At 67.1% G+C, this 16,740-nt stretch carries 20 protein-coding genes; 5 read left to right on the forward strand and 15 right to left on the reverse strand.

From position 1 onward, the window contains the following. Position 1 precedes the first annotated feature (1 nt). Together CAL19_RS13430 and CAL19_RS13435 are read left to right on the forward strand one after the other, a co-directional pair. Positions 2 to 658 carry a 3-oxoacid CoA-transferase subunit B gene (locus CAL19_RS13430; RefSeq protein ID WP_094797039.1) on the forward strand — a complete coding sequence of 219 codons (657 nt, stop codon included), beginning with the start codon at positions 2 to 4 and terminating at the stop codon, positions 656 to 658. Next, positions 658 to 1,485 (forward strand): IclR family transcriptional regulator domain-containing protein, encoded by an 828-nt coding sequence (locus CAL19_RS13435; protein ID WP_094797040.1) that lies wholly within the window; start codon positions 658 to 660, stop codon positions 1,483 to 1,485. The genes CAL19_RS13430 and CAL19_RS13435 overlap by 1 nt, the downstream gene beginning before the upstream one ends. 31 nt (positions 1,486 to 1,516) lie before the next feature. Here CAL19_RS13435 and CAL19_RS13440 read toward each other — a convergent pair whose 3' ends face one another. The 6 genes from CAL19_RS13440 to CAL19_RS13460 form a co-directional block, all read right to left on the reverse strand. Beyond that, entirely contained in the window at positions 1,517 to 2,575 is a 1,059-nt protein-coding gene (locus CAL19_RS13440; protein ID WP_094797041.1) for an L-threonylcarbamoyladenylate synthase, read from the reverse strand. 7 nt (positions 2,576 to 2,582) lie between these two features. Continuing rightward, entirely contained in the window at positions 2,583 to 3,773 is a 1,191-nt protein-coding gene (locus tag CAL19_RS13445; RefSeq protein WP_026640023.1) for a 5-(carboxyamino)imidazole ribonucleotide synthase, read from the reverse strand. 36 nt (positions 3,774 to 3,809) lie between these two features. Continuing rightward, a complete protein-coding gene (gene purE, locus CAL19_RS13450) occupies positions 3,810 to 4,334 on the reverse strand; it encodes a 5-(carboxyamino)imidazole ribonucleotide mutase (protein ID WP_038852392.1) in 525 nt (174 codons plus the stop codon). Positions 4,335 to 4,441: 107 nt separating this feature from the next. After that, on the reverse strand, positions 4,442 to 5,014 hold the full coding sequence (locus CAL19_RS13455) for a disulfide bond formation protein B (protein WP_170940351.1): 573 nt from the start codon (positions 5,012 to 5,014) through the stop codon (positions 4,442 to 4,444). 16 nt (positions 5,015 to 5,030) lie between these two features. After that, entirely contained in the window at positions 5,031 to 5,189 is a 159-nt protein-coding gene (locus CAL19_RS19725) for a hypothetical protein (protein ID WP_170941534.1), read from the reverse strand. A gap of 125 nt (positions 5,190 to 5,314) precedes the next feature. Beyond that, positions 5,315 to 6,196, reverse strand: a complete 882-nt coding sequence (locus CAL19_RS13460) for a phosphoribosylaminoimidazolesuccinocarboxamide synthase (protein ID WP_094797179.1) — start codon at positions 6,194 to 6,196, stop codon at positions 5,315 to 5,317. Positions 6,197 to 6,486: 290 nt separating this feature from the next. Here CAL19_RS13460 and CAL19_RS13465 point away from each other — a divergent pair, with 290 nt between their 5' ends. Continuing rightward, a complete protein-coding gene (locus CAL19_RS13465) occupies positions 6,487 to 6,915 on the forward strand; it encodes a GFA family protein (protein ID WP_026640019.1) in 429 nt (142 codons plus the stop codon). Positions 6,916 to 6,986: 71 nt separating this feature from the next. Here CAL19_RS13465 and fba read toward each other — a convergent pair whose 3' ends face one another. From fba to phnG, 9 genes are all read right to left on the reverse strand, one after another. Then, complete coding sequence (gene fba / locus CAL19_RS13470; protein ID WP_026640018.1) at positions 6,987 to 8,051, reverse strand: class II fructose-bisphosphate aldolase; 1,065 nt, start codon at positions 8,049 to 8,051, stop codon at positions 6,987 to 6,989. Positions 8,052 to 8,203: 152 nt separating this feature from the next. Next, positions 8,204 to 8,638 (reverse strand): hypothetical protein, encoded by a 435-nt coding sequence (locus CAL19_RS13475; protein ID WP_094797180.1) that lies wholly within the window; start codon positions 8,636 to 8,638, stop codon positions 8,204 to 8,206. 121 nt (positions 8,639 to 8,759) lie between these two features. Continuing rightward, the gene (locus tag CAL19_RS13480) at positions 8,760 to 9,944 is read right to left on the reverse strand and encodes an alpha-D-ribose 1-methylphosphonate 5-triphosphate diphosphatase (protein WP_094797043.1); all 1,185 of its coding nucleotides are present in this window, start codon (positions 9,942 to 9,944) and stop codon (positions 8,760 to 8,762) included. A gap of 2 nt (positions 9,945 to 9,946) precedes the next feature. Next, the gene (phnL, locus tag CAL19_RS13485) at positions 9,947 to 10,663 is read right to left on the reverse strand and encodes a phosphonate C-P lyase system protein PhnL (protein ID WP_094797044.1); all 717 of its coding nucleotides are present in this window, start codon (positions 10,661 to 10,663) and stop codon (positions 9,947 to 9,949) included. A 6-nt stretch (positions 10,664 to 10,669) separates the two neighbouring features. After that, positions 10,670 to 11,449, reverse strand: coding sequence for a phosphonate C-P lyase system protein PhnK (gene phnK / locus CAL19_RS13490; RefSeq protein ID WP_026640007.1), 780 nt, complete (start codon positions 11,447 to 11,449; stop codon positions 10,670 to 10,672). Then, a complete protein-coding gene (locus CAL19_RS13495; RefSeq protein ID WP_094797045.1) occupies positions 11,446 to 12,324 on the reverse strand; it encodes an alpha-D-ribose 1-methylphosphonate 5-phosphate C-P-lyase PhnJ in 879 nt (292 codons plus the stop codon). The genes phnK and CAL19_RS13495 overlap by 4 nt, the downstream gene beginning before the upstream one ends. Continuing rightward, entirely contained in the window at positions 12,321 to 13,469 is a 1,149-nt protein-coding gene (locus CAL19_RS13500) for a carbon-phosphorus lyase complex subunit PhnI (protein ID WP_094797046.1), read from the reverse strand. The genes CAL19_RS13495 and CAL19_RS13500 overlap by 4 nt, the downstream gene beginning before the upstream one ends. A 1-nt stretch (position 13,470) precedes the next feature. After that, the gene (gene phnH, locus CAL19_RS13505; RefSeq protein WP_094797047.1) at positions 13,471 to 14,070 is read right to left on the reverse strand and encodes a phosphonate C-P lyase system protein PhnH; all 600 of its coding nucleotides are present in this window, start codon (positions 14,068 to 14,070) and stop codon (positions 13,471 to 13,473) included. Continuing rightward, positions 14,071 to 14,541: a phosphonate C-P lyase system protein PhnG gene (phnG, locus tag CAL19_RS13510; RefSeq protein WP_094797048.1), complete on the reverse strand. Its 471-nt coding sequence runs from the start codon at positions 14,539 to 14,541 to the stop codon at positions 14,071 to 14,073. A gap of 176 nt (positions 14,542 to 14,717) precedes the next feature. On the opposite strand from phnG, the gene phnF reads away from it, so the two are divergent. Both phnF and CAL19_RS13520 read left to right on the forward strand, forming a co-directional pair. Further along, positions 14,718 to 15,443, forward strand: a complete 726-nt coding sequence (gene phnF / locus CAL19_RS13515; protein ID WP_026640002.1) for a phosphonate metabolism transcriptional regulator PhnF — start codon at positions 14,718 to 14,720, stop codon at positions 15,441 to 15,443. 101 nt (positions 15,444 to 15,544) lie between these two features. Then, positions 15,545 to 16,735, forward strand: coding sequence for an alpha-D-ribose 1-methylphosphonate 5-triphosphate diphosphatase (locus tag CAL19_RS13520; RefSeq protein ID WP_094797049.1), 1,191 nt, complete (start codon positions 15,545 to 15,547; stop codon positions 16,733 to 16,735). Positions 16,736 to 16,740 lie beyond the last annotated feature (5 nt).

Below are 16,740 nucleotides of genomic sequence, written 5' to 3' on the forward strand. Positions count from 1 at the left end.
TGTGGCCGAGCAACCCTCCTTCCGACCCCTCGCCCGCCCGGAACTGGCACGCCGGGTGGCGCAGGACATCCCCGACGGCAGCTACGTCAACCTGGGCATCGGCATGCCGGTGCTGATCGCCGCATGCCTGCCGCCCGACCGCGAAATCGTGCTGCACAGCGAAAATGGCATATTGGGCATGGGGCCGCCCCCCTCACCCGAAGCGGCCGACACTGACCTGATCAACGCCGGCAAGCAGCCGGTGACGTTGCTGCCCGGCGGCGCATACTTCCATCACGCGGATTCCTTTGCGATGATGCGCGGCGGCCATCTGGATATCTGCGTCATGGGCGCCATGCAGGTTTCGGCGCGGGGCGACCTGGCGAACTGGTCATTGGGCCGGGCCGGCGAACCGCCGGCAGTGGGCGGGGCCATGGACCTGGCCGTGGGCGCGCGACAGGTGTACATCATGATGGACCACAACGCCAAAAACGGCGCGCCCAAGATTGTGCAACAGTGCACCCTGCCGCTGACAGGCATGGGAGTGGTCAACCGCATCTATACCGATCTGGCGGTGCTGGACGTAACGCCCGACGGCCTGGTGGTACGCGATATGATCGATGGCCTTACCCTGCAAACCCTGCAGTCGCGTACCGACGCGCCATTGCTTGCCGCCTGATGCGTATTCCGCCGCCTCCGCCCGACTACGCCGCGCCCCTGCCCGCCGAAGAACACCCCGATCGCTTTCGCGGCGATCCGGACTTCATGCTGACGCTGTCTCGCGGCTTGCGCGTAATACGCGCGTTCGGCGAACGTCGCTACCCGCAGACGGCGGCCGACCTGGCCAGGCGGGCCGGGCTGCCGCGCGCCGTCACGCAGCGCTGCCTGCACACGCTGATCCGCCTGGGCTTCGCCGAACGGCACGGCCGGCACTACGTGCTCACCCCGCTGATCCTGAGCCTGGGCCATGCGTACTTTTCGTCTACGCCGTTCGTGTCGCTGGCCCAGCCGGTGCTCGACGAATTAAGCGCCATGGTGGGCGAAACGTGCGCCCTGGCCATCATGGAAGGCAATGAAGTGCTGTACCTGGCGCGGTCGGAAGTGCATCGCATCCTGGCGACGTCGCTGGGTCTGGGCAGCCGCCTGCCGGCCTATTGCACCACCATCGGACGCGTCATGCTCGCGCAGTTGCCGGCCCAGGCGCTGGAGCGTTATTTCGAAACGGTGGAACTTGCCCATTACACCGAATTCACCGAGACCTCGCCCGCGCGGCTGCGGGAAATCATCGCCGGCGTGCGCGACCAGGGCTACGCCGTCGTAGACCAGGAACTCGGCCTGAACGTGCGGGCCATCGGCGTGCCGGTACGCGCGGCCAGCGGGCGCACGTGCGCCGGACTGAACGTCAGCGTGAAATCGCCGCGCATCCCCCTGGCGCGGTTCAGCAGCGAATTCCTGGCGCCCATGCAGGCGGCCGCAGAAAAACTGGGCCAATTCCTGGTGCTGTGAAAAACGCGCCGCGGCGCGTGCCGCCGCGTGCTCAGGTGGCCTGCAGGCCGCTGGTGTCGAGCGTGAATGCGGCCGCCGCACGGCCAATGCGATCGTTGACCGCGCGCCACGCATCGTCGGCGGGCGGCGCCTGCACCAGGATGCGGGCATATCCGCCGGCATCGAGTTCGCGCAGCATGGCATACAGCGCCTGCGCATAGCGGACGGGATCGTCCGGAACCTGGCGCCAGGCCACGCGCGCATGCGCGCCTGCGGGAGCCGGCCCGAACGCCACGACGGCCACCGGCCCGGCAGGCTGGCCCTGGCCGCCGATGGCCGCCAGCAAGGCAGCCTGGGACACTAGCTCGAGCGGCGTCCGGGGCGCGTAGTGCGCCTTCAGCGTGCCTGATGCGCGCGGGGCGGCGGCGTCCGGCAGGCCCAACGGCACGCCAAGCACCGCCTGGATCTGCGCGGGCGTGACATGGCCGGGCCGCAGCAGCACGGGGCCCACGCCCTGCCCCAGCCGGGACAGATCGACAATGGTGGATTCAATGCCTACCTGCGCCGGGCCGCCATCCAGCACGATCATGCCCTGCGCCACTTCGTCCGGGAACTCGCCGGCTACGTGTTCGGCCAGCGTGGGCGAGACATGGCCGAACTTATTGGCCGATGGCGCCGCCACGCCTGCATGACCGCCGGGCTTGCCCGCCGCGAAGGCGCGCAGCAAGGCCTGCGCCACGGGATGCGACGGGCAACGCAGCCCGATACTGTCCTGCCCGCCGCTTACCGCCGCGCCCGCGTGCGACGCACGCGGCAGAATGAGGGTCAGCGGCCCGGGCCAGAAGGCATCGATAAGCTGCCGGGCCGGCGTCGGGATGCTGCTGGCCCAGTAATTCAGGTCGGCCCCAGGCGCGACGTGCACGATTATCGGGTGGTTCGACGGCCGCCCCTTGGCCGCATAAATGCGCGCCACGGCGTCGGGGTTCTGGGCGTCGGCGCCCAGGCCGTATACGGTTTCGGTGGGAAACGCCACCAAGTCGCCCGCGAGCAGGCGTTGCGCGGCCAGCTCGATAGCGACGGCGTCGGACGACGCTTGAGTGGACGTGGCCATAGCAGTGTCAGTCCGGCGCCGCCATGCCAAGCGCGGATGCGACCCGGGCTGCATCGGCTCGAGCCTGGTCAAGCGTGGCGGCCACCACGGTTACATGGCCCATCTTGCGGCCCGGCCGGGCTTCGCGCTTGCCGTACAGGTGCAGCTTGGCGGTGGGCACGGCCAGCACGCCGGCCCAGTCGGGTTCGCGCGGCGCCGTGGCGCCGGGCGAAAACCAGACGTCGCCCAGGATATTCAGCATGATGGCCGGGGCAAGCAGGGTCGTGCCGCCCAGGGGCAGCCCCGCCATGGCGCGCGCCTGCTGCTCGAACTGGCTGGTGACACAGGCATCGATGGTGTAATGCCCGCTGTTGTGGGGCCGGGGCGCGATTTCGTTGACGACCAGGCTGCCGTCCGTGAGCACGAAGAACTCCACGCACAACACCCCGTGGTAATCCAGGCCTCTGGCAATGGCCCGGGCCGCCTCGGTGGCCTGCGCCTGGCGACGCGCATGCGCGGGGTCGCCGTCGTTTGCAACGACAGTGGACACCGCAAGAATGCCATCGCGGTGCAGGTTGCGCGCCACCGGAAACACCACGTCGGCGCCATCGAAGCCGCGCGCCAGCACGACGGAAATCTCGTAGTCGAGCGGCATCAGGGCCTCGAGCACGCAAGGCACGCCGCCGAAGTCCGCGTACGCCGACAGGGCCGCTTCGCGCGACGCGATGCGCGCCTGCCCCTTGCCGTCGTAGCCCAGGCGGGCCACCTTCAGAATGCCGGGAAACAGCGCGTCGGGCGCGTCGCGCAGATCTTGCTCGCTGCGTATGGCGGCATGCGGCGCAACGGCAATGCCCTGCGCCGCGATAAACGATTTTTCGGCGATGCGGTCCTGCACAATGGCGACTGCGTCGGCCGCCGGGCTGACGCGGCATTGCGAGGCCAGTGCGCGCAGGCTGTCGGCCGGCACATTCTCGAATTCGGTGGTGACGGCGCGGCACAGCCGGGCCAGTTCCGCCAGGCCGGCCGGGTCATCATAGGCTGCGTGGATATGGCGGTCGGCCACCATGGCCGCCGGGCCATCGGCGGCCGGGTCGAGCACGGCGACGCGAAAGCCCAGGCTTTGTGCGGCGTGACAGAACATGCGGCCCAGCTGGCCGCCGCCCAGCAGGCCCAGCCAGCCGCCGGGCGCGATCGAGAAAGTATCAGTCGAGGATGTCATACGGAAAAACGCGCCCGGTCAGGGCGCGTGGCAAGGTCAGGGCTGCGGGGGCACCACCATGTTGCGGGCCGCTTCGGTCTGGCGGGCACGAAAGGCCACCAACTGGCGATGCAGCGCATCGTCGGTGGCGGCCAGCGTGGCAATGACATGCAGCGCCGCGTTGGCGGCGCCGGCCTCGCCGATGGCGAAGGTAGCCACCGGCACGCCCTTGGGCATCTGCACGATGGACAACAGCGAATCTTCGCCGCGCAGGTAGCGCGACGGAACCGGCACGCCGAACACCGGCACTTCGGTCAGCGCGGCCATCATGCCGGGCAGGTGCGCGGCGCCGCCTGCGCCGGCGATAATGCCGCGCAGGCCGCGTGCGCGCGCTGCCGCGCCATAATCGGCCATGTCCTGCGGCATGCGATGCGCCGAGATCACACGGGTTTCGTGGGGCACGCCAAAAGCCTCGAGCATGGCCACGGCATGTTGCATGATGTCCCAGTCGCTGGAAGAACCCATGATCACGCCCACCACGGGCGTGGCGGGCGCGGCGGCTACAGAGGCAGAAGTCGTCATGGCAGAATCGGCAGGCTGAGAAGGCGGGCGCGGCGCCCAGGTCAGGGCGCCGCCAGCGGGAAACCCGGTATTTTACCCGGCCCGGCCGCAAGGCCGTGCCGGACAGCTCAAACGCCGCCGCCGGACGGCGCTGGCGCGCCGGGCGCAATGCCGCTTACGGGCCCGCATTCGCCCAGCCCGCACTGCAGCGACGTCGCGGCAACATTGACCAGGATGGCCAGCAGAAACAGGCCCATGACGATCAACGCGGGCAGCGCCACCGGCTTTTTCAGGGCGTTATCTCCCCATTTCCGGTCGGCCGCCAGCATCAGCACGCAGAACACCAGCAAGGTGCAAAATGCCAGGAAAGTCCACGAATGCACCGACATCCCCAGCAGCGGCGGACCGGCGCGCGGCGGCCCTGCCGGGGCCAGCAACAGGTTGCCCGCGGCCACCAGTCCGCCCAGCGCCGCGGCCAGAATCATCGCGTAATGCAGCGGAGACGGCCCCAGGCGGATGTTCAGCACCATGCCCACACCGGCCATGACGAAGGCGGCGCGCTGCAGCAGGCACAAGGGGCAAGGCTCGCTGCCGAACAGCAGTTGCCACGCGAACGCGCCATACAGCAGCGCGCTGATGCCAAGCAAGGCCAGGGTATTGATAACGCGCGAACCGCGGGCCGGATTCAGCGAAAAAAGCAGGCTCATCAGGCCCGCGCTACAGGGCAAGCACAAAAGGTCGGGCCAGATGAGGCCCCGCGCCCGCCACAAAAATCAGCAATGTGGCCAGCCACAACGTGAAGCAGGGGCGGCGCTTGCCAAGCATGCCGTACCACACTGCCAGCGCGCTGGTAAGAAAGAGCAATATCATGATCATGCGGCGATCTCCCGAGGTCGATCGTTACGATACGAAATATTGCGTTGCGCTGGCGGGCAAATAAGGCCGGCAAATTCCCGCTTTTTCGGCATTTGACCCGGCGCTGCGCGGCCGGGCCGCCGGGTTCAGGCGATCAGGCGATCCAGGGCTTCGCGGTACTTGGCCGCGGTTTTCTGCAGCACGTCCTGAGGCAGGCGCGGCGCGGGCGGGGTCTTGTCCCAGGTTTGCGTCTCGAGCCAGTCGCGCACGAACTGCTTGTCGAACGACGGCGGGCTGATGCCGACGCGCCATCCGTCGGCGGGCCAGAAGCGCGACGAGTCCGGCGTGAGCACTTCATCCATCAGGTGCAGCGTGCCGTCGTCGTCCAGCCCGAACTCGAACTTGGTATCGGCGATGATGATGCCCTTGGTGGCCGCGAACTGGGCCGCTTCGGCGTACAGGCGCAGGGTCACATCACGGATGCGCTCGGCCATTTCCTGGCCGACTTCGTTGACAACGTGGGCGAAGTCGACGTTTTCGTCGTGCAGGCCGAATTCGGCCTTGGCCGCCGGCGTGAAAATGGGTTGAGGCAGCTGGCTGGCCTGCTGCAGCCCCGCAGGCAGCGCAATGCCGCAGACCGAGCCCGTGGCCTGGTAGTCTTTCCAGCCCGATCCGATGAGGTAACCGCGCGCCACGGCCTCGACCAGAATCGGCTTCAGCCGCTTGACCACCACGGCGCGGCCGCGCACCTGCTCGAGCTCATCGGGCGCCACGACATCTTCGGGCCGGATGCCGGTGGAATGGTTGGGCAGGATGTGCGCCAGCTTGTGCAGCCAGAAATCGGTCAGTTCGGTCAGGACCTGGCCCTTGCCGGGGATGGGGTCGTCAAGAATGACGTCAAAGGCGGAGATGCGGTCGGAGGCGACGATCAGCAGTTTGTCGTCGCCCACCGCGTACATGTCGCGCACTTTGCCGCGACCCAGTAGCGGCAAGGACTTGATGCTGGATTGATGCAGGGCGGAAGTCACGAATCGGCCTATGGGAAAAATGAGCATAGATTACTGCAAATGCCCAGGCGGCGTCGCCGGGCCGGGGATCACGTTCGAGACTCGGGCGTCCGCTGCCGCTTGGGGCAATGGGGACGGCGCACGTGCGTCGGGCTCGGGCGCATACAGGCGCCCGATGCCTGCTGCGCAGGCCGCCCCGCCGCCCAACGCGCCGCCCCCATTGCCCCAAGCGGCAGCGCAAGTCCGGGACCAGCGTACTGGCCAGCCCGGGGCGCATCTTTTAAGCTTGCGCGTACATCAAAGGAGAACCTATGTCACAGCAAGCCGATTCCGCCACGTTCACGGGCGGTTGCCACTGCGGCGCGGTACGGTACGAGGTCGTGGGCGACACGCTCACGGCCGCCACCTGTCATTGCCGGGACTGCCAGTACGCCAGCGGCGGCGCGCCTGCGCATGCGCTGTTGTTCGCGCCACAGGCCCTGCGCGTCGTGCAGGGGCAGGCGCAGGAATACACATACCAGGGGGATTCGGGCAATACCGTGGTGCGCAGCTTCTGCCCGGCGTGCGGTACGCCCTTGTTCGGGCACACCGCAGGCCAGGACTATGTCATCGTGAAGGTCGGCTCGCTGGACGATCCCGGCCGGTTCCGCTCGCAGATGACGCTATGGGCCGGCTCGGCGCCTGCCTGGCACCACATCGACCGTAGCGTGCCGACCTACGAAGGCAAGGCCGCAGGCTGACCGCCGGCGCGGCGCACAAACAAATACGCCGCCCCTGAAGGCGGCGTACGTGCCGAAAAACGGCCTGCGGCTTATTGCACGACTTGCTTCAAGTCGCCCGACGCATAACGCTGCGCCATTTCCGACAACGGCACGGGCTTGATCTTGCTGGCGTTGCCGGCGGTGCCGAACTGGGTGTAGCGCTGCACGCAGATGGCCTTGGCAGCCGCGCGCGCGGGCTTCAGGTATTCGCGCGGGTCGAACTTGCTGGGGTTCTCGGCAAAGAAGCGGCGTATGGCGCCGGTCATGGCCAGGCGGATATCGGTGTCGATATTGACCTTGCGCACGCCGTACTTGATGGCTTCCTGAATTTCTTCCACGGGCACGCCGTAGGTTTCCTTCATGTCGCCGCCGAACTCGCGGATTTCGGCCAGCAAGTCCTGAGGCACGCTGGAGCTGCCGTGCATCACCAGGTGCGTGTTGGGCAGGCGGGCGTGGATTTCCTTGATGCGCGAGATCGACAGGATATCGCCGGTGGGCTTGCGCGTGAACTTGTAGGCGCCATGGCTGGTGCCGATGGCGATGGCCAGCGCATCGAGCTGGGTGCGGCGCACGAAGTCGGCCGCCTGCTCGGGGTCGGTGAGCAGCTGCTCGCGCGTCATGGTGCCTTCGGCGCCGTGGCCGTCTTCCTTGTCGCCCTTCATGGTTTCAAGCGAACCCAGGCAGCCCAGTTCGCCTTCGACCGTAACACCCAGCTTGTGGGCGATGTCGACCACCTTCTTGGTGACGTCGACGTTGTATTCGTAGTCGGCGATGGTCTTGCCGTCTTCTTCGAGCGAGCCGTCCATCATGACGCTGGAGAAGCCCAGGTCGATGGCGCCCTGACAAACCTTGGGCGACTGCCCGTGGTCCTGGTGCATGACGACGGGGATATGGGGATACGACTCGACGGCGGCCTGGATGAGATATTTCAGGAAGCCTTCGCCCGCATACTTGCGCGCGCCGGCCGACGCCTGCATGATGACCGGGCTGTCGGTTTCAGCGGCGGCTTCCATGATGGCCTGGACCTGTTCCAGGTTGTTGACGTTGAACGCGGGGATGCCGTAACCATGCTCGGCGGCATGGTCAAGCAACTGGCGCATGGAAACTAGGGCCATGGGGTGGTCCTCCTGAATGGCAAGGGAATGATAGGTTGGAAGCCTGCTGAACACGGCGATTTTAGCCGGGATTGCCCAGGGCTTCCCGAAGGAATGTCACGGAAGGTGTCAGGCTTTGCCGCAGCGTTGCGCTGCAGCGCAACACGCGCCGGTCAATCGCTTACCGAGCAGCCCACAGGCTGGCCGCTGTCGAACTCGACATCGTAAGTGTGCCGGTCGTCCCAGGGCACGGTGAACCACAGTTCGTAGTCCTCTGCCGACTCGTCAAACAGCCAGATCGCGCGCAACGTGGCGCAGCCGGCCATGGCTTCGGCGTCTTCGGCGCGCAGCCAGCGCGACGGGTCGATGCCCCGCTTCAGCCACGCCTCGGGCTGGTAGTGATCCAGCAGGAAATCGGCCGCCGCCAGCACCTGTTCGTCCAGGCTGGCCAGCAAGCCCCGCACCGCGCGCGAGGCATCGGGGCCCGGCTCGTCGCCGTCGGTCTGCACCATGACATGGATGGGCGGCCGGCCCGGGCCGGCCTCGACGTTTGCCGCCGTCCACAATTCGGGCGTTTCGGGGTCCTGGATGAAATTGAGCGTCGCCACGATGGTCTCCGCCAGCCGCATATGCCGCTGTTGCGGGCCCGCCCGGGACGGGCCGGCCCATGCCCCATTTAACCAGACCCCGGCCGCGCGTGCCGAGGAATATACCCGCCCGGTCCTGCAATCACGCCGCCGCCTTCGCCAGCAAGGGCTCGCGCACTTCGGGGTAATGTGCCGAGAACACCAGCCGCCCCGCTGTCCAGGTGCGGCTGACCAGCGGCTGCTGCCCCACTACGGTCGCGGCGACCAGGTCGGCGCGCGCGCCCACGGCGATGCGCCCGCGGTCTGCCAGGCCGCATGCGTCGGCCGGGTTGGCCGTGACCAGGGCCATGGCCTGCGGCAGCGTCAGGTCGCTTTGCGCGGCCACTGCGAATGCGGCGGCGATCAGGGTGGACGGCTGGTAGTCCGAACACAGGCAGCTCGCGACCCCTGCGCGCACGGCGTCGATGGCGCGCATCGAGCCGCTCTGGCTGCGTCCGCGCAGGACATTCGGGGCGCCCAATATCGTCGGCAGGCCGCAGGATACCGCCGCCGTCGCCGTATCCAGGTTGATCGGGAACTCGCTCATCGAGATGCCCAGGTTGCGCATCGTGGCCACGCGTTGCACCGAGTCGTCGTCGTGGCTGGCGGTGGGTACGCCCAGGCGCCGCGCGTGTCCCACCAGGGTTTCGACGCGCGACACCGCCCCTTCGCGCGCCTGCAGTTTCGTGCGCGCCGCTTCTTCGGCCTCGCCGCGGCTCATGGCGTGGTTGCCCATCATGTACTGCAGATAGGCTTCCAGCGTCTTGAACTGGCCCTGGCCGGGCGAATGGTCCATGACCGACAGCAGGTCCACCACGCCTTCTTCCAGCAACGCCTGCAAGACCGGCATGGCGGTCGGGTCGGTGACCTCGTAGCGGCAATGCACACGGTTGTCCACCAGGCCCTGCCTGCGGAACGCGTGCACGGCACGGGCCACGCCGGCCGCGACGTCATTGTTGCGCACGCCCCATTCGTTGTTGGCAAAAGACAATGCGTGAAACGGCGTGGTGATGCCCGCCGCCGCATTGCGACGGTCAACCTGCGCCACCGCGAAATCCAGCGGAAACAGCACGCGGGATCGCGGCTCGGCCTCTTTTTCTATGGCGTCGCAATGCAGATCGATCAGCCCGGGCAGCAGAGCCTGCCCTTGCAGGTCGACCTCGCAGGCACCCGCCGCGCCGGCGGGCTCGATAGCGGCGATGACGCCGTCTTCGACCAGCAAGGCGCTGTCCTCGAGCACGCTGTCGGGCAGCACGATGCGGGCATGGGTGATGTATACGGCGGACATAATCACTCCTGGTCGCCGACAAGCACGGCGGGTTGGATGGGCAGGATGCGCGTGGCGACCTCGTCGCGCACGGCTTCGTCGTGGAAAATCCCGATCAGGCATCGTCCGGCGGCAGCGGCCTCGCGTATCAGCGCCACCACCACGGCGCGGTTGTCGGCATCCAGCGATGCAGTAGGCTCGTCGAGCAGCAGCAGCGGATGGGCGCCGATGAAGCCGCGCGCGATATTGACGCGCTGCTGCTCGCCGCCCGAAAACGTGGCGGGGGGCAGGCTCCATAGGCGTGCCGGCACATTCAGCCGTTCGAGCATCGCGGCGGCCTTGGCGCGCGCCGCCTCGGCGTCGTGCCCCGCCGTGCGCAGCGGCTCGGCAACGACGTCCAGCGCGCTTACCCGCGGTATTACCCGCAGGAACTGGCTGACATAGCCGATCACGTCGCGCCGCAGGCGCAGCACGCGCTGCTCGGCGGCATGAGTCAGTTCCACCCATTCGTTTCCGTCGCGCACGCATATGCTGCCGGCCGTGGCCAGATAATTGCCGTACAGACAGCGCAGCAACGTGCTCTTGCCGGTGCCCGACGGGCCGGCGAGCACCAGGCAGTCGCCCGGCCCGGCATCGAAACTGATGTTGTCCAGCACGGGCAGGCGGATGCCGCCCTGGCTGTGCAGGGTGAACATCTTGCCCAGGCCGCGCACCTGGATCAGGGAAGTCGTGGCGTTCATAAGGGTTCAGTTCTGCAAAATGGAAGACACCAGCAGCTGCGTGTAGGGATGCTGGGGATCGTCCAGGATTTGATCGGTAAGGCCGCTTTCGACCACGTGGCCGCCACGCATGACCAAGGTGCGATGCGCGAGCAATCGCGCGACGGCCAGGTCGTGCGTCACGACGATCGCGGCCAGGCCCAGGTCGGCCACCAGCTGGCGCAGCAGATCCAGCAACCGGGCCTGCACCGATACATCCAGGGCGGCCGTAGGCTCGTCCATGAACACCATGCGCGGATGCGTGACAAGGTTGCGGGCGATCTGCAGCCGTTGCTGCATGCCGCCCGAGAATGCCGCGGGCGCGTCATCGAGCCGGCCGGCGTCGATTTCCATTTTCTGCAGCCAGCCGCATGCCTCCTGGCGCAGCGCGCCATAGTGGCGCCGGCCCACGGCCATCAGGCGTTCGGCGATATTGGCGCCCGCGCTGACCTGCATGCGCAGCCCGTCGCGCGGGTTCTGGCGCACGAAGCCCCAGTCGGTGCGCGCAAGCAGCCGCAAGTGCGCGGACGAAAGCGAAGCCAGGTCGACAAAGCCCCGGTCGCGCGTGTCGTACCAGACGCTGCCCGAATCCGGCGGCAGCTGCCGCGACACGGCTTGCAGCAGCGTGCTCTTGCCCGACCCGGATTCTCCTACGACACACAGCACTTCGCCCGGATGCAGGTCGAAGCTGATGTCGCGGCAGCCATGCACGCCGTCCCAGGTGCTCGTCAGGCCGCGCACGGAAAGCAATGGTTGTTCGCCAGTCATGCTGCGGCCTCCTGGCGGCCGGAACAATATTCCGTGTCCGAACATACATAGCTGCGGGTCCCCTCGTCATCCAGGATGATCTCGTCCAGGAAACTCTGCGTGGACCCGCACAAGTCGCAGCACCGATCCCATTGCTCGATGCGAAAGGGATGGTCTTCGAAATCCAGGCTGCGCACCCTGGTATAGGGCGGCACGGCATAAACGCGTTTCTCGCGGCCGGCGCCGAACAGCATCAGCGCCGGGCTGCAGTCGAGCTTGGGATTGTCGAACTTCGGAATCGGCGACGGACGCATCATGTAGCGTTCGTTCACCATCACCGGATAGTCGTAGGTCGTGGCGATATGCCCGTGCTGCGCAATGTCTTCGTACAGCTTGACGTGCATGCCTCCGTACTCGGACAGCGCATGCATCGTGCGGGTTTCTGTTTCGCTGGGCTCGAGCCAGCGCAAGGGCTCGGGTATGGGCACCTGGAACACCATCACCTGCCCCTCGCGCAACGGCGTTTCGGGGATGCGGTGGCGCGTCTGCACGATGGTCGCCTCCCGCGTGGACTCGGTGGTACGCACGCCAGTCACGCGACGGAAGAACCGCCGGATGTTGATGGCATTGGTCGTATCGTCCGAACCCTGGTCGATGACTTTCAGCACATCATCCGCGCCGATGATGGCGGCAGTGACTTGAATGCCTCCGGTGCCCCAGCCGTACGGCAGCGGCATTTCGCGGCTGCCGAACGGCACCTGGTACCCGGGTATGGCCACGGCTTTCAATAGTGCGCGGCGCAGCATGCGCTTGGTGGATTCGTCCAGGTAGGCAAAGTTGTAGTTCGCATCGCGCGCCACGGGGTCGCGCGGACTTGTCGTTTCTGGCTGGTTCATGTGGGTATGGCCTCATTGGCGAGGGGCGCGCGCTCGGCGGCCGGTTCATCATCCGCCGGCCCGCAGGGGGTTGCGCCCGCGTGTTCCTGGCGCAGCCGGCGCAAGAGCTCCAGGTTGGCCTGGAAGTCGACGTAATGCGGCAGCTTCAAGTGCTGCACAAAGCCGGAGGCTTCGACGTTATCGCTGTGATAAAGCACGAACTCGTGGTCGTTGGCCGGGGCTTCGGCGGCTTCGCCCAGTTCGTCGGCCTTCAAGGCGCGATCCACCAGCGCCATCGACATGGCCTTGCGTTCGCCATAGCCGAAGGTAAGGCCGTAGCCGCGCGTGAACTTGGGCGCCTGGCGCGCGTTTCCGGAAAACTGGCTGACCATCTGGCATTCGGTGACTTCGATCTCGCCTATCGTCACCGCAAAGCCCAGTTCTTCGATCATCATGTCCACTTCCAGCGAGCCATAGCGGATCTCGGCCGCGAAAGGATGGGTGTTGCCGTAACCGCGCTGCGTGGAATAACCCATCGACAGCAGGAACCCTTCATCGGCGCGCGCCAGGTTCTGCAGGCGCGCATCGCGGCCGGCCGGGAATGCAAGCGGTTGGCGGGTCAGGTCGAAGGGAGCCGGGTCGCCGGGCGGCGGCGCTTCAGGCTCGACCAGGTCATCGTGTTGCAACAGGTCAGTGACGCGCGGCATGGACGCCGCCACGGGCTGGGCCGCCGGCGCCAGCGGCTCGGGCGAATCGCTGTCGTCTTGCAGCGAAAAGTCGAGCAGCCGCTGTGTGTAGTCGTAGGTGGGCCCCAGAATCTGGCCGCCCGGCACATCTTTGAACGTGGAAGAAATGCGCCGCGACAACCGCATGCGCGCGGTATCCACGGGTAGCGTGGCGCCGAAGCGCGGCAATGTCGTGCGAAACGCGCGCAGCAGGAACACGGCTTCGATCAGGTCGCCCGCGGCCTGCTTGATCGCCAGCGCGGCAAGCTGCGGATCATAGAGCGCCCCTTCGGCCATGACGCGCGATACCGCCAGCGGCATCTGCTGACGAATCTGCGCAAGCGTCAGTTCCGGCACGGCCGTGTCGCCCCGCCGGTACATATCGAGCATGCGATAAGAATTCAGGATGGCGCGCTCACCGCCTTTTACGGCCACGTACATGTCAGGTCTCCGCTTGAGCCGTGCGCGGCAGCCCGCACAGCCGGTTGCCCTGGACAAGGAATACGTCCACCCCCAGGGGAAACAGTTGATGATTGGCGCGCCATTGCGCCCAGAACCCTTCCGGGAGGCCGGCGATGCTGAGTTCGCGGCGCGTGGCAATGCCGGGCCCCGACAGGGTGACGCGCGGGCCGCGCCCGAACGCTTCGACCTCGATCAACAGCGTGGCCGACGTGTCCGGATAGGCGGCATCGCCCGCGTGCAGGCGCTGCAGGGCGGGCGCCGCCAGGCCGCCCGGCACGGCGGCAAAGCGGGCGCGCGCCGGGTCTTCGACCAACGGGCAGCCGCAATGGAACCGCAGGTAGCGGCGCACATCATCCGATACCCCGGCGGGCAGCCATACGGGCGCATCGGCATCGGCCAGGGTCAGCAGCATTGCCGTCATGCCAGGCGACAGGCCCGCCGGCACGCCGCACTGCGCATTGATTTCCTGGATGATTCCGGGCTGCGCCATGGCCTGCAGCGCGACGCGGAAGGTCTGTTGGGCGCGGCTTGCGCCGTCATCAAAGCCGGGAGCCGGCGGCGCGGTTGCAAGAGACAACATTCAATCTTCTCCTCGTACCAGCGTGAAAAATTCCACCTGGGTCTGTGCGGCCACGCCGGCACGGTGCCGCGCCCGCGCTTCGTGGTCTCGGGCCAGCGGCTCGATAACGTCCGCCTGTATGCGCCCGTGCCAGTCGCCGTTCTGCAGCAGCGCATCCAGCACCGCGGCGTGTTCGGCATGGCGCTGCGAGCGTCCCGGCACATAGGCCACGCCCATCGTGCCGTCTTCCAGCGCGACGGCGCAGCGGGTTATGCTCATCTCTCCCAGGTTGAACTGGGCGCCCGTTCCGCCGCTGCGCGCGCGCACCATCGTCATGCCGCTTTCAGGTGCGCGCAGGCGGGAATGCGCGGGCAACGGGCCCAGGCCCTGCACGGCACGCTCCAGCATGCCGGGGTCCGCGAGCGCCAGCACGCGCATCCAGGCACGGCGCCGCGCCACGGCAGCCGTTTCGGGAGGGGAATCAGAGTGCATAGTTCCTCTATACGTCTAGATGATTTGGCAGATTTGAAGCGGGGCTTTCTGCACGCAGTACACCATTGCGGCGTGAACTTTTCGTGACAACGCATGCATCAGGCGATGCGGCCCGTCTGTGCTGGCAAAATCATGGCCTTCTAATATGAAGCCGTCATTACCGGAACGGAATTACCATGGTTGAACGAGGCTCGGGCATTGCGATATGGCGACAGATCGGTGAACAGCTCGCCCAGGACATACGCGGCAGGCTTTATGCGCCAGGCGAGCGCTTGCCGCCCGAGCCGGAGCTGGCCGCCAAGTTCGCGGTCAACCGGCACACCATACGGCGCGCCATGTCAGAGCTCGAACAATCGGGGCTGGTGCGCATCGAGCAGGGCCGCGGAACCTTTGTGCACGAACACGCCATTGATTACACGATCGGCAAGCGCACCCGGTTTTCCGAGAACCTGCTCAGCCAGGGGATGCGCGGGCATTTCGAAGTCATGGGCGGCCAGAGCGTGCGCAGTGCCGAGATTGCGCGCCATCTCGGCCTGTCTCGCACGGCGTCCGTGCTGCGGGTACAGGCGCTGGGCAAGGCCGACAACCGCTGTATCGACGTTTCCGAACACTATCTGGACGAACGGCGCTTTCCCGGTTTTATCGAACAGCTGCGAAAGTCGCGATCGATTTCGCGCGCCTACGCGCATTACGGCGTGGCGGATTACATGCGCAAATGGTCGCGCATCACGGCGGCCTTGCCCAGCGCCGACACGGCGCGGCTGCTCGGCCAGCCCAAGACGCGCCCCATCCTGCAGGTTGAAGCGCTCAGCGTCGACAGCGCCGGCGCACCGTTGCAATACAGCGTCACGCGGTTCGCGGGCGACCTGGTGCAATTGCTGGTGTCGGACGACGCCACCTGAAGCTTTTGACACGCATGCGGTCGCGCCTTGGACGTCTAGACATCCGGGTGTCACAGTCAGCCTGTAACGTGCGCGCAAGGCTTCCCGAACAAGGTGCGCGCATGATTCCCACAGCTGGTTTTCCCCTTGCATTGGCCGGCATTGCCGGCAGGCGCCTGCTTGCCCCATCAGGTGTGGGCGGCGGCGAACTCGCGTTTCACGACGGCCGCATCGGCGCCGGCATGCCGGCCGGCGGAGCATGGCTCGACGCGGGCGATCTGCTGGTGTTGCCAGGCATTGTGGACTTGCACGGCGACGCATTCGAACGCGCGGTCATGCCGCGGCCAGGCGTCACTTTTCCCTACGACACGGCATTGCACGACGTCGACCGGCAGCTGCTGGCCCACGGGATCACTACCGAATTCCACGGCGTCACGCTGTCGTGGGAAGGCGGCCTGCGCGGCGAAGCCTATGCCGAACGCATGTTCGATTCATTGGCCCGCCTGCAAGGCGCCTTGGCGGCGCGCCACTGCGTGCACCTGCGCTTCGAGACGCACCATGTCGGCGGTGTCGGCACAGCCCAGCAATGGATGCGCGAGGGGCGGGTGCAATTCCTGGCGCTCAACGACCATCTGCCCGCCATGGCGCGACGGCTGGGCGATGATCGGAAGCTGCTGCAGTATGCCGACCGGGCCGAGTGCGGCCTGGATGCCTTTCAGGCGCGCATCCGCGATGCCATGGCCGCAAGCGGCGAGGTGGCCGCGGCCATGCGCGAGCTGACGCGCAGCGCCCGGGAAGCGGGCCTGTGCGTCGCTTCGCACGACGACCCCGACGCCGGGACGCGCCGCCATTACCACCGGCTGGGTTGCCGGGTGGCGGAATTCCCGCTGACTTCCGATGCCGCCCAATCCGCGCGCGAACTGGGCGACGCCATTGTGTTCGGCGCGCCCAATGTCGTGCGCGGCGGCAGCCACACCAATGCGCCGGATGCGACAGCGATGATACGCGCGGGGCTGTGCGACATTCTGGCTTCGGATTACTACTATCCGGCCCCGCTGACCGCCGCGCTGCAGCTGGCGCAACGCGGCGTCCTGCCGCTGGAGCAAGCCTGGAGCCTGGTCTCGCGCAATCCGGCCCGCGCAGCGGGCCTGGCCGACCGCGGCACCCTTGAACCCGGGCAGGCCGCGGATGTCATCGTCGTCGACGACAGCGTTCCGGGGCTGCCGCGGGTTTGCGCGGCCATCGTGGGCGGCGTGTTGCGTCACGCGACGCGCAGCTTCGGCATGCACGCCGCACACCGCATCGCCGCGTAGCCGCC

This window comes from Bordetella genomosp. 7, from assembly GCF_002261265.1.
Lineage (GTDB): Bacteria > Pseudomonadota > Gammaproteobacteria > Burkholderiales > Burkholderiaceae_B > Bordetella_A.